At 39.1% G+C, this 12325-nt stretch carries 11 protein-coding genes; 7 read left to right on the top strand and 4 right to left on the bottom strand.

Features of this window, described 5'->3' with window-relative positions:
• The first annotated feature begins 61 nt into the window (after nucleotides 1–61).
• A complete protein-coding gene (locus tag AVJ19_RS02870; RefSeq protein ID WP_111858308.1) occupies nucleotides 62–754 on the top strand; it encodes an aspartate/glutamate racemase family protein in 693 nt (230 codons plus the stop codon).
• A gap of 78 nt (nucleotides 755–832) precedes the next feature.
• On the opposite strand, the gene AVJ19_RS02865 is transcribed toward AVJ19_RS02870, so the two are convergent.
• The 3 genes from AVJ19_RS02865 to AVJ19_RS02855 all read right to left on the bottom strand — a co-directional run bounded on the left by AVJ19_RS02865 (nucleotide 833) and on the right by AVJ19_RS02855 (nucleotide 4830).
• On the bottom strand, nucleotides 833–1825 hold the full coding sequence (locus AVJ19_RS02865) for a Tim44 domain-containing protein (RefSeq protein WP_111858307.1): 993 nt from the start codon (nucleotides 1823–1825) through the stop codon (nucleotides 833–835).
• A gap of 125 nt (nucleotides 1826–1950) precedes the next feature.
• Nucleotides 1951–3336: a DNA repair protein RadA gene (gene radA, locus AVJ19_RS02860; protein WP_111858306.1), complete on the bottom strand. Its 1386-nt coding sequence runs from the start codon at nucleotides 3334–3336 to the stop codon at nucleotides 1951–1953.
• A gap of 138 nt (nucleotides 3337–3474) precedes the next feature.
• Nucleotides 3475–4830, bottom strand: coding sequence for an alanine/glycine:cation symporter family protein (locus AVJ19_RS02855; RefSeq protein WP_111858305.1), 1356 nt, complete (start codon nucleotides 4828–4830; stop codon nucleotides 3475–3477).
• 421 nt (nucleotides 4831–5251) lie between these two features.
• On the opposite strand from AVJ19_RS02855, the gene AVJ19_RS02850 reads away from it, so the two are divergent.
• The 5 genes from AVJ19_RS02850 (at nucleotide 5252) to dapF (ending at nucleotide 10849) form a co-directional block, all read left to right on the top strand.
• Nucleotides 5252–6649 carry an amino acid permease gene (locus AVJ19_RS02850; protein ID WP_111858367.1) on the top strand — a complete coding sequence of 466 codons (1398 nt, stop codon included), beginning with the start codon at nucleotides 5252–5254 and terminating at the stop codon, nucleotides 6647–6649.
• A 163-nt stretch (nucleotides 6650–6812) separates the two neighbouring features.
• A complete protein-coding gene (locus AVJ19_RS02845) occupies nucleotides 6813–8378 on the top strand; it encodes a hypothetical protein (protein ID WP_111858304.1) in 1566 nt (521 codons plus the stop codon).
• Nucleotides 8379–8496: 118 nt separating this feature from the next.
• The gene (lptM, locus tag AVJ19_RS02840; RefSeq protein WP_111858303.1) at nucleotides 8497–8715 is read left to right on the top strand and encodes an LPS translocon maturation chaperone LptM; all 219 of its coding nucleotides are present in this window, start codon (nucleotides 8497–8499) and stop codon (nucleotides 8713–8715) included.
• 30 nt (nucleotides 8716–8745) lie between these two features.
• Nucleotides 8746–9990, top strand: a complete 1245-nt coding sequence (gene lysA, locus AVJ19_RS02835) for a diaminopimelate decarboxylase (protein ID WP_111858302.1) — start codon at nucleotides 8746–8748, stop codon at nucleotides 9988–9990.
• A 13-nt stretch (nucleotides 9991–10003) separates the two neighbouring features.
• Entirely contained in the window at nucleotides 10004–10849 is an 846-nt protein-coding gene (gene dapF / locus AVJ19_RS02830; RefSeq protein ID WP_111858301.1) for a diaminopimelate epimerase, read from the top strand.
• Nucleotides 10850–11085: 236 nt separating this feature from the next.
• Here the strand turns inward: dapF and AVJ19_RS02825 are convergent, their stop codons facing one another.
• A complete protein-coding gene (locus tag AVJ19_RS02825) occupies nucleotides 11086–11484 on the bottom strand; it encodes a DUF596 domain-containing protein (RefSeq protein WP_111858300.1) in 399 nt (132 codons plus the stop codon).
• 294 nt (nucleotides 11485–11778) lie between these two features.
• On the opposite strand from AVJ19_RS02825, the gene AVJ19_RS02820 reads away from it, so the two are divergent.
• Nucleotides 11779–12207, top strand: coding sequence for a hypothetical protein (locus AVJ19_RS02820; RefSeq protein WP_111858299.1), 429 nt, complete (start codon nucleotides 11779–11781; stop codon nucleotides 12205–12207).
• Nucleotides 12208–12325: the final 118 nt, after the last annotated feature.

The following is a 12325-nucleotide window of genomic DNA, read 5'->3' as shown; positions in this document are numbered from 1 at the left end:
GGTTTTTCATGTTGCTATGTTAAAAATTAAACCTGAAAATTAGGATTGATTTAATTTGAAAATGAAAACAATAGGTTTAATTGGTGGCATGAGTTGGGAGTCTTCGGATCTTTATTATCAACAGCTCAACCGCAAAATACAGCAGCGCTGTGGTGGTTTGCATTCTGCCAAAGTTATTTTAAATAGTGTAAATTTTCATGATATTGAAGTTTTACAAAGAGAAAACCGTTGGGATGAAGCAGGGCAGTATTTAGCACAAAATGCGATGCAATTGGTCGCAGCGGGTGCGGATGTGATTGCCCTGTGTACCAATACTATGCATAAAGTTGCAGCACAGATTGAGGGCGCGATTGATTGCCCATTTGTGCATATTGCAGATGCCACGATTCAAGTGATTCAACAACAAAAAATACAACGAGTTGGTTTGCTTGGCACAGCTTTTACCATGCAGCAAGATTTTTATAAAGGTCGATTACTTGCACAAGGTATTGATGTACTGATCCCAAATTCTAATGATCAAGTGATTGTGCATGAGGTGATTTATCAAGAGTTGTGTCAAGGAAAAATCATAGCATCATCGAAACAACAGTATTTACGAATTATTCAAAGCATGATTGAACAAGGTGTGGAGGGAGTGATTTTGGGTTGTACTGAAATTGGTTTATTGATTCAGCAGCAAAATTTAAATATTCCTGTGTTTGATACCACACAAATTCATGTGGATGCATTGGTGAATTTTGCTTTGTCACCGTGATACTTATTTTAGAAGTGATAGAAAATAAAAAAACCAGTGACGAATCACTGGTTTTAATATTGATTTTATTCAATAAAATTATGCTTGCTGAATACCCGCAACGAGCCAGTCTTGTGTAGAGCCCGCAGGTTTTACAAAATGCCAGATTTCTGTGAATGGAACAGGTTGACTGTTCAAGTCTTCACTGACTGTGCCTGTAAAGCGCACGCTCACAACATATTGACCATTTTCAGTAGCAGAGTCAGTAACCATCGCATTTAAATTTGAAAATTCAGCAACGTCTTGATCTTGGTTTGCCATGATATCGCTATACATGGATTGATATAGATCAGGAGTTAAATAACGCTGAATTTCGCTAATGTTACTTGCGGTGTTCATAGATTGAATATGATTGAAGCGTTGACGTGCAATACGTAAGAAAGCAGCAGGTTCACTACCATCAGGTAATTGATTACCACTGTGCATTGATGCTGCGCCAAATGGTGCTTGTGTTGCAGCAGAACCACCTACAGATTGACCAAAAATATTGGTATTATCCGCATTTTGTGGTGCAGATGAGCGACCAAAAGGTGCAGCATTTTGCCCTGCATTGTTTGGTGCATAAGGATTAGATGCTGCTAATTTTTTTTTTGCACCAAATTTACGGAATAAGAAGAAAGCACCACCCGCAATTAGGATGAGCCAAATCCAACTTGGAATGCCACCTTTTTCTTCCTGCTGTGCAGCCGCTTGTTGTTTCGCTAATTCTGCATCATTGGTCTGTGCTTGAGTATTGGCATTGTTGTCATCTGCCATCGCGTTTGCAGCAACTGCACCAATCGCAGCACCTGCAACACCTGCAGCAACCATTTTACCTACACCAGAACCAGACTTCTGTTGGGTATTTTGAGCAGGCATCGGTTGTTGTACAGGCGTAGCTTGTCGAGGTTGTGAATAAGACTGGCTAGAAGTTGTTGAACGGCTCATACCATGACTTTTACCGCCGCCTGCACGTTTAGCTTCTGCTAAAGGTGCAACCACCAATGCTGCCATCAGTACACCTGCCATTAAACCACGCTGTCGAACTTCCATTGAATTTTCCTACTCGAAATAATATCTGAATTGAACTTCTATATATGCAGCTTTTTCAGTGAAATTTCAAGAATGCTTGCCAGTTTTTTGCACAATCATTCACATAAAAGCAACGATTTCCTTGATTATGTTTCATCACAGAGTTGCATCGCTTCGGTCAAAGCTTCATGTAAGCGTGCAACGGCAATGATGTGTACCCCTGCAATGGGTTTTTGTGGAGCATTGCCACGTGGCACGATGATGTATTTAAAGCCATGTTTAATCGCTTCTTTTAAGCGTTCTTGACCATTAGGCACAGGGCGTATTTCTCCTGATAATCCTACCTCACCAAAAACCGCCAGTTGCTGTGGTAAGGCTTTGGAGCGTAAACTTGAAGCACAGGCTAAAAGTACTGCCAAATCTGAACCTGTTTCGGTGATTTTTAACCCGCCTACGACATTGACATAGACATCTTGTCCTGAGGTTTGTACACCACCATGACGATGCATCACCGCCAAGAGCATATTTAAACGGTTTTGTTCTAAACCGAGTGCAACACGGCGTGGTTGCCCATGTGCATCATCCACTAAGGCTTGCACTTCGACCAACAGTGGTCGAGTTCCTTCACGGCTGATCATGACCACTGAACCGGGGATGGCTTCATCATAACGACTGAGGAAAATGGCTGAAGGATTGGCAACTTCTTTTAAGCCTTTATCGGTCATTCCAAATACACCAAGCTCATTTACCGCACCAAAACGGTTTTTCACCGCTCGAATCATCCGATAGCGTGAGTCAGATTGACCCTCAAAATACAGTACACAGTCGACCATGTGTTCTAAAACACGTGGACCTGCGAGTGAACCTTCTTTGGTCACATGACCCACGATAAATAATGCAGTACCACTGTTTTTGGCAAAACGGGTAAGTAGAGCAGCAGATTCACGGATTTGTGACACGCCACCCGGTGCAGATTGTAAGGTTTCGGTATATAAAGTTTGAATTGAGTCTAAAATGGCAACAGATGGACGCAGTTGTGCCAAAGTTTCACAAATGCGTTCTACGCAAGTTTCTGCCATGACTTGTAATTTATCTGTTGGTAAATCTAAACGATTGGCACGTAAAGCCACTTGAGAGAGTGATTCCTCACCTGTGACATACAGTGCTGAACTGTTGGCTGCCGCCATATAGGTTGCGGTTTGCAGCAAAATGGTCGATTTACCAATACCGGGATCACCACCAATCAACACCACTGAACCAGTAACCAAACCACCACCAAGTACTCGGTCAAACTCACCAATGCCTGTACCCAAACGTGTTTCAGTCGACACAGCGACTTTGTTTAAAGTGGTGACATTGGCGGCTTGACCTGCATAACCACCACCCATTGGTTTGGCACGATGTGACACGACAGGTTCAATCCGTACTTCGGTCAAGCTATTCCATTCGCCACAGTCAGAACATTGTCCTGACCATTTAGGATGATCTGTGCCACATTGTTCACAACGGTAGAGGGTTTTTGCTTTTGCCATAGTCGTTTACATAACTTCAATCTTTGCTTGGACTATACAATAAATTTCTGTTCATCAGCAGAGGGAGAATGAAAAAGAGCGACTGTTTAAGTCGCTCTGATGATCAGGATAATTGAGTTAAATTAAATTGACTGCAAATTAGTACAATTCACCTGATTTACGTTTTTCAAGGAAATCTTTAGTTTCTTTCACAATCACACTTGAAAGTAACAATAATGCGATTAAGTTTGGAATCGCCATCAGACCATTAAAGGTATCTGCAAATAACCATACCAGATCAAGTGTTGCCACAGTGCCAATAAAGACCGTTGCGATATAGAGTAAACGATAGATCAGAACAAATTTTTCACCGAATAAATAAGTCGCACATTTTTCACCATAATAACACCAGCCTAAAATGGTCGAATATGCAAAGAAAATAATCCCGAAAGTGACCACCCATCCACCAACACCGGGTAGCAAACGATCAAAAATATGCGTGGTTAAAACAGCCCCTGTTTCGGCACCAAAGGTATTACCTGCAACCAAATAACCCATGACCAAAACAATGCCTGTGATACTGCACACGATAATGGTGTCAATAAAAGTACCTGTCATTGACACTAGACCTTGGCGTACAGGGTGATCGGTTTTGGCAGCGGCAGCTGCAATCGGTGCAGACCCCATTCCTGCTTCATTGGAGAATACACCTCGTGCCACACCATAACGAATCACAGCACCAATCGCACCACCAGCCACCGCTTCACCTGTAAAAGCATCGGTGAAAATTAATTTTAAAGCAGGTACAACCAAGTCCATATTACTGAAAATAATGGCTAAACCACCCAAGACATAACCGATTGCCATGATTGGAACGATAAATGAGGCTGCCTTGGCAATGGATTTAATTCCACCCAAAATCACCAAAGCCGAAAAAACGGTAATGACAATACCTGTGATCCATGTTTTGATGCCCATGCTGTTTTCAACTGCAAGCGCAACAGTATTGGACTGTACTGAGCTGCCGATGCCAAAGGAAGCAATGGTACCGAATAAGGCAAATAAAACAGCAAGCCATTTCCATTTCAGTCCACGTTCAATGTAGTACATTGGACCGCCTGACTTTTGTCCATTTTCATTGGTGACTCGATATTTGACAGCGAGTACACCTTCGCCATACTTGGTTGCCATACCGACCAATGCAGTCATCCACATCCAGAATACTGCGCCCGGTCCACCCAGTACGCATGCTGTGGCAACCCCAGCAATATTTCCTGTACCAATGGTGGCAGAAAGTGCAGTCATCAAAGCACCAAATTGGGAAATATCACCATCACTGTTTTTGGCTTTGTCATGTTTACCAAAGACTTGTTTGAAGGCGAAGGGTAGAAGTCTGAATTGTAAGAACATTAAGCGAAGGGTGAGAAATACACCTGTGCCGACCAACAGCACCAGCATATAAGGTCCCCAGACCCAACCGCTGAGTGTTTCCATGATTGATTGTAAGTTTTGCATATTATCTTCTTCTTGTGCCTTGTCCGTTATTTACATAGCCAATTTTAAGCAAAGGCTATGCCATCCCTATATTTTTTGTGTTTGTGGAGTGCCTATAGCGAAGACTGAAACTTGATTCAATCATCAGCATGGGCAAACAAGTCCATATTGTTTTTTCCAATGATTTCTTTTTTGACATAGATTTATTTAACTTACAAGTCATTTTCTATTTTTAGCAAGGAATAAAAACAGTGCATTTTAATTGTTGATTTTTATAATAATTAGGAAAGTTAAATAAAATCATAGGATTATTAATGTATGATAATTTATCTATAAAATAAAAACTTGCTGCGTAATAAATGAGCAAGCTTGATAATTTTTTTTTTATTTTTTAGCAAAATTAAGCTAATTTGTGCAAATTAATACAAATGTTGAATTAAAAATGTCTAATCAAAACCACAATTCTTCTGTTGATACAGGAGAGTTGGCAAGAAGTTTGTCTAATCGTCATTTGCAATTAATTGCAATTGGTGGTGCGATCGGAACAGGATTGTTCATGGGGTCAGGCTCTACGATTAGTAAAGCAGGACCATCAATTTTATTTATTTATATGATCATTGGTTTGATGGTTTTTTTCGTGATGCGTGCATTGGGAGAATTACTATTATCAAATTTAAAATATAAATCTTTTATTGATTTTTCAACGGATTTGATTGGTCCTTGGGCAGGCTATTTTGTCGGTTGGACCTATTGGTTATGTTGGATCACCATCGGAATCGCTGATTTATCAGCCATTATTTATTATCTGCAATTTTTTAATCATGGTGTCCCTTTTAGCCCGATGGAAGGGGCAATGATCAGTATCGCTGCCATTGTTTTCATCATGGGCTTAAACTTGATGACAGTGAAGCTTTTTGGTGAATTAGAATTTTGGTTTGCGCTGATTAAAATCATTGCCATTGTGGTTTTAATTGCGGTCGGTTTATGGATGATTTTTACAGGATTTACCAATACAGCAGGTGATGTTGCTTCATTTAAACATCTGTGGGATCACGGTGGTATGTTCCCGAAAGGTTTTGATGGCTTTTTAGCAGGTTTCCAAATTGCAATTTTTGCCTTTGTTGGGGTTGAACTTGTTGGTACAACTGCGGCAGAAACCAAAGATCCAGAGAAGAATTTACCGAAAGCTGTGAATTCGATTCCGATTCGGATTATTTTCTTCTATGTTTTATCTTTGGTGATCGTGATGTCTGTGACACCTTGGGATAAAATTGATCCAACGATCAGTCCATTTGTAAACTTATTCAGCCAAGCGGGGATTGCAGCCGCAGCCATTATTATGAATTTAGTGGTGCTATCGTCTGTGATGTCATCTATGAACAGTGGTGTCTTTTCTACTAGCCGTATGTTGTTTGGTTTATCACGTGAAGAACAGGGACCGAAAGCTTTTGGTAAGTTGAATGGTCGTGCTGTTCCTGCCAATGCTTTGTATTTCTCAGGTGTGTGTTTATTGTTAGGTGCAGGTTTGCAATATGTTGTGCCTGATACTGTGAAAGCATTTACCTTAGCAACTACACTTTCCACGATTTTATTCATCTGCGTATGGATTATTATCATGTGGAGTTATTTGGTGTATTACTTTAAGCGTCCTGAATTACACAAAAAATCAATCTTTAAATTACCGGGTGGTCCGATTACATGTTATGTGGTGATTTTATTCTTTATTGCGATGATTTATGTGTTGTCTAAAGATGAAATTACAGCACAAGCTTTGGCTGTTAGCCCGATTTGGTTGGTGATTTTGGCGATTGGTTATTTTGGTTTTTATCGCAAAAAATAGCCTTATAACATGCTGATTTTAAAAACTGTCTGATGGAAACATGAGGCAGTTTTTTTATGCGACAAAATTTGACGTTATGATCCTCAGGAGCCTCATAAAATGATAGAAGCTGTTTTTGGATTGTATTAAGATATTATTTTTATTATAAAAATGGGGAACAGGGATGAGCCATGATGAAGAATATTTACAACGACATTTACAAGAAATGTTTCGTGTACATGGGCTTTCGCATAATCATGAGATTCGAGCAGGTTATGCGGCATGGCTGCAATTGATTCAAGAAAAATATCAGCAAGAATCGTCTGAATTATTGGGCTTATGTGTGGCTTATGTGGAAAGTTTGCAGTCAGCTTTACCCATTTCTGAAACCAAAATTCATTATGTTGAATATGCACAGAAAATTGCCAATTTGTATCGGGATCATCCTGAGCAACGTGCAGATATTTTCAGTGTATTGAATGAGTTGCTCCTTATGGGTGAGTCTTATTTTGCACAGCCACGTTTGTTTAAAGACTATGTGGCAAAGGGGATGTTTGAGTTAACAGAAATATTGCTGCGGACACAGGAATTTTGGGATTTACAGCAGTTGTATCATGAGGGGGAATTTGTATTTTCAGCAGGATTGTTAGCACTTTTAGAGCGTTATATCGCACTTTTTGATCCTTATCAGGCAATGAATTATGATGAGCGTGAACCTTTAATCAAAGATTTGCAGTTGCAGATCGTAAAACAATATCCTGAAGATATTTTAAATCTATTTTTATTTGCGATTGAACATGAAGCGTATTTTCATTATTGGGTGAGTAAACAGTTATTTTTTGTGTTGATGGAGCAGAAAGATAAACGTTTGAATCAACCTGAGATTTTGGAAAAATTAGTTCAAAATTATGCCTTGATTATTAAAAAAATGGTGTATGCCAAGCCGTTTATTCTACATTTGGCATTTTCCATTGAAAAACTCGCCAAAGCTCAACAACTTAATCCTGTCATTGTCGATGCCATGTTGGAAATTCCATTTACCTCGTACAGTACGCAATCCATTGCAATGCGCCGTTTGGAACAAATTCAACATAAAGTCAGTGATTTGGCGACAGAATTTAGACAACAAGCGACCTCATGTTCATCTGAAACTGAAGAGTTTGAATATCAATTGCCATTGTCTTCTGTGACACCTAGTAGAACTTTTTATAGTGCTGTGCCATTGCGTTGGGTGGATATTTTACAACAAGAATTTGCAGCTTTTGATGTGCAAAAGAAAGCGGATTGGCAAATATTTTGGCAGCATGTGGACAATGTCAGTGCGAAAAAACCAAGTCAAAAATGGTTAAAAAAAGCTGAGGAAATTTTACAGTCATCGGTCAAGGATGCCTATGTACAGCGTGTGTCAGGGTGGCTGACCTTGATTGAGCAAAATTCACCACGCAATATGCGTGTATTTGACAGTAAAAATGAAAATACTTTAAAAGGAATGCTGTGGTTTTTATTGTTATTGCCTGCACAAGAGGATGTGATTGCATTATTGCATCGTGTCGTTCAGATCGGTTTTCGCAAAATCGCAGGTGTTGGTGCCAATAGTACCAATTTAGCCAATGCAGCAATGTATGTCTTATTGCAACAGGGTGAAAATGGAATACAGGCACTACAGGATTTATATACAACGTTGTCCTATGATGTGGCGCAAAATGCAATTCAAAAGGCATTGGCAAGTGTTGGGGAAAAGACCCAATAATTAAGCAAATTTACCAATTTCACTTATGTTAAAAGTCGATGAGTAAATCATGGGCTTTTACTTTTATCATCAGGATGATCACGCTATACTGCTTTAAAACATTGTATTGGGTACACCGATGTATGCTATTTCAAATAAAATTGCTTTATTGTCAATTTTCCTGCTGTTAACAGCATGTGGTCAATCAGGTGAATTACAATTACCAAATGACCCAAATTATGACAAACGTGCGCAATATTTGCTTTACCCAAATACAGACAGTAAAACAGCTTCTTCTGAAAATAAAGTAGTGGCAACTCTCGATGCACCTGCTGCATCACAAGCGACAACCAACTAATTTTTTAGTGTTCATTGAAAGGATACATTCATGAGTTTTTCCCGCATTAATGGGGTATTGCATGCAGAGCAATGTTCTTTAGATCAGCTTGCAGAGCAATTTGGCACACCGCTTTATGTGTATTCAAAAGCTACTTTTGAAAAACATTATTTGGATATGGATAAAGCGTTTGACTTTATCGATCATCAAATTTGTTTTGCGGTGAAGTCAAACTCAAATCTTGCGGTTTTGAATGTATTGGCAAAATTAGGCTCAGGTTTTGACATCGTGACAGGTGGCGAGCTTGCACGTGTGTTGGCAGCGGGTGGCGAGCCAAGTAAAATCGTTTTTTCAGGTTTAGGCAAACAAGAAGCAGATATTCAAAAAGCATTGGAAGTGGGTATTGCCTGCTTTAACGTAGAATCTTATGCAGAGTTGGATCGTATCCAAAAAGTTGCAGAGAAAATGGGTAAAAAAGCGCCAATTTCGTTGCGGGTCAATCCTGATGTGGATGCAAAAACCCATCCGTATATTTCAACAGGTTTGAAAGAAAACAAATTTGGTATTCCGTCTGATGTGGTATTTGAAACGTATCAATACGCTGCATCATTACCCAACTTGGATGTGGTCGGGATTGACTGCCATATCGGTTCACAGCTTACCGAAACACAGCCTTTTGTTGATGCACTTGATCGTATTATTGGTATGATCGACAAACTCAAAGAATTGGGTATTCATCTAAAACACATCGACATCGGTGGTGGTTTGGGTGTGACCTATAAAGATGAAACACCGCCAAGCGTTGCTGAATATGCTAATGCGATGCGTCCTGCATTGGAAAAACTTGGTTTAAAAGTCTATATGGAACCGGGTCGTAGTATTTCTGCCAATGCAGGGGTGTTATTGACCAAAGTTGATCTGCTTAAACCGACCAATCACCGTAATTTTGCCATTATTGATGCAGCGATGAATGACATGATTCGTCCATCACTGTATCAAGCGTGGATGGATATTCAAGAAGTCAACCCACGTACAGATGTTGAAAAGAAAACATGGGACATCGTGGGTGCGATTTGTGAAACAGGTGACTTCTTAGGTAAAGAACGTGAACTTGCGATTCAGGAAAATGACAATCTTGCACTATTAGGTGCAGGTGCGTATGGCTTTGTGATGAGTTCAAATTACAACAGTCGTGGTCGTGCTGCAGAAGTGATGGTTGATGGCGATCAGGCGCATGTGATTCGCAAACGTGAGACGATCGAATCACTTTGGGAAAACGAACAATTATTGCCATAAGGAGTCATTTTAGATGTTGTTAGAATTTACCAAAATGCATGGTCTAGGCAATGATTTTATGGTGGTGGATCTGATTAGCCAACGTGCTTTTTTCGATGCAGCCACGATTCGCCGTTTGGCAGATCGTCATTTTGGTGTGGGATTTGACCAACTGCTGATCGTTGAACCACCTGATTTTCCAAATGTAGATTTTAAATATCGTATTTTCAATGCGGATGGCTCAGAAGTGGAGCAGTGTGGCAATGGCGTTCGTTGTTTTGCCCGTTTTGTGCATGAACGCCAATTGACCAATAAAACCAAGTTTAAGGTGCAAACCTGTGCAGGAATTGTAGAACCTGAAATTGGTGCAAATGGTTGGGTGCGGGTCAATATGGGCTATCCGAAGTTCCTGCCAAGTGAAATTCCTTTTGTTGCTGAAGAGGCAGATGCTTTGTATGACATTGCACTTGCCAATGATGAACAGTTGACCATTGATGTGGTGAATATGGGCAATCCGCATGCAGTGACCATTGTTTCTGATGTATTGACTGCTGATGTTGCTAAAATTGGCCCGCAAGTTGAATCACATAAACGCTTTCCACAACGGGTTAACGCAGGCTTTATGCAAATCATTGACGAAAAACATGCCCGTCTACGTGTGTTTGAGCGTGGTGTTGGTGAAACGATGGCTTGTGGTACAGGTGCTTGTGCTGCGGCTGTTTCGGGTATGCGCCGTGGTTTGTTGGCAAACAGTGTTGAGATCGAGCTTGCAGGTGGTAAGTTGCAAATCGAATGGAAAGAAGGCGATGTGGTGTGGATGACCGGTCCAACTGCAAATGTCTATGAAGGCCGTTTGGATTTACGCTATTTCCAAGGTTGATTTAAATTAGAGTCATTTGAATACGTTCAGATGACTCAACTTAGAATAAATATTTTGAAAAAGTAATATAAAAAAGGATAAGGCAAATTATTCGCTTTAACCATCGGAAAAATCACAAAAGAGACTAAATCATTCTAGAGCATTTTCTATTCAGGTTTAATGTTATTAAAATAAATGCTTTTTTAATAGAGGTTGTATTGTTAGCCTTTTATCGATGAACTATATTTAAGCAGGACTTATGTCCATTCATAATGAGTTTCTGCATTATCTAAATTATAAACCCAAACTGCTCCTGCTGGGCATGCATCTGAAAAAAACCAAGCTTCAAAAAAAATAGGGTCTTGTTCCATATTATCAATTTCTGATTTAGGAAATGCATCCCTAAATAATGAAACTTGCTCATCAATAGAACCTGAAAGAAATTTACCTTCTTTTGCAAGCTTTAACCAATGTTTATTCATCGAATATTCAAGAACATTAAAAAACACCTTTTTTTTAAAATTAAAATCAGTTAAATCCCCATACTGAGACAAAAATAAGTAGATACTATCTATATTACTCCATAATCCATTTAATGCCTGTATATTATCATATTCATTAGATGCTATTTTTTTGATAGAAGATTCATAACTCATAATTGACTACCTAAATTTATTTTGTATTATTGCCAGAACTAGATGAAACTTGACCTGCATACCCTATAGGATTAGCTTTAGAAATTTTAATATGATTTTGATTATTATTACCAATGCAACATAAAGTTTACCATCTTGTATAATGAAATTGTTATTTCTCTTACATCAGGTTGCCATTCATTGAATAATTTAAATGAATTCAAAAAGCATAATAAACGCATACAGATTATTCAAAAAAAGTTTGTTTAATATGGTCAATATTTATTTTATAAAATTTAAATCAGGAAAAGAAAAATGGCAATAGACCGAATTGATTGGCATGCGGAGTCTGCTGAAAAAGCAGGTTTTCCTTATGAAAATGGTGGCACTCATATCGGAATTTATCTGACATGGATCATTCATAATCATTTGGAAGGTGTGGATCATACTGAGGAAAGTGTAGAGGAACTGGAATTGGTACGCACACGTCAAATGACAGGTTTGGATTTTCTGATACAAGTTTGTGACGAAAAATTTTGGGAAGATGATTTAAATGAAGAGGCGATTCAGTTTACGCAAGCCTACTATGAAAGCCATGATTATTATAAAGATTATGATGCAACATTGGTGCACCCTAAAGGTTTGACTGAAACTTATGCTGTTGCAAATACTTGGGAAAATTATGATTTGATGGCAGTGGTGATCAGTCAGAAATATCAACAATGGAGAAACCAAGAAAAGTAACTCATATCATTGTTGATAAATTTGTATAGAAGAGTTCTATCTTTTCTTTAAAAATAGTCGGTGATTGCATAGATTTTGTAGATCAATCAAGCAATCACAACACAGCTTGTCATAATCT

Source organism: Acinetobacter sp. CFCC 10889 (assembly GCF_003268395.1).
In the GTDB taxonomy this organism is placed as follows: Bacteria; Pseudomonadota; Gammaproteobacteria; order Pseudomonadales; family Moraxellaceae; genus Acinetobacter.
Note: the sequence above shows the minus strand (reverse complement) of the source record. Positions and strands in the feature narration are given on the sequence as shown.

What these genes read in the sequence shown, in the direction of transcription:
- AVJ19_RS02820 (WP_111858299.1), top strand. Translation starts at nt 11,779, where the DNA reads ATGGCAATAGACCGAATTGATTGGCATGCGGAGTCTGCTGAAAAAGCA.
- lptM (WP_111858303.1), top strand. Translation starts at nt 8,497, where the DNA reads ATGTATGCTATTTCAAATAAAATTGCTTTATTGTCAATTTTCCTGCTG.
- dapF (WP_111858301.1), top strand. Translation starts at nt 10,004, where the DNA reads ATGTTGTTAGAATTTACCAAAATGCATGGTCTAGGCAATGATTTTATG.
- AVJ19_RS02855 (WP_111858305.1), bottom strand. Translation starts at nt 4,830, where the DNA reads ATGCAAAACTTACAATCAATCATGGAAACACTCAGCGGTTGGGTCTGG.
- AVJ19_RS02825 (WP_111858300.1), bottom strand. Translation starts at nt 11,484, where the DNA reads ATGAGTTATGAATCTTCTATCAAAAAAATAGCATCTAATGAATATGAT.
- AVJ19_RS02865 (WP_111858307.1), bottom strand. Translation starts at nt 1,825, where the DNA reads ATGGAAGTTCGACAGCGTGGTTTAATGGCAGGTGTACTGATGGCAGCA.
- radA (WP_111858306.1), bottom strand. Translation starts at nt 3,336, where the DNA reads ATGGCAAAAGCAAAAACCCTCTACCGTTGTGAACAATGTGGCACAGAT.
- AVJ19_RS02850 (WP_111858367.1), top strand. Translation starts at nt 5,252, where the DNA reads ATGTCTAATCAAAACCACAATTCTTCTGTTGATACAGGAGAGTTGGCA.
- lysA (WP_111858302.1), top strand. Translation starts at nt 8,746, where the DNA reads ATGAGTTTTTCCCGCATTAATGGGGTATTGCATGCAGAGCAATGTTCT.
- AVJ19_RS02845 (WP_111858304.1), top strand. Translation starts at nt 6,813, where the DNA reads ATGAGCCATGATGAAGAATATTTACAACGACATTTACAAGAAATGTTT.
- AVJ19_RS02870 (WP_111858308.1), top strand. Translation starts at nt 62, where the DNA reads ATGAAAACAATAGGTTTAATTGGTGGCATGAGTTGGGAGTCTTCGGAT.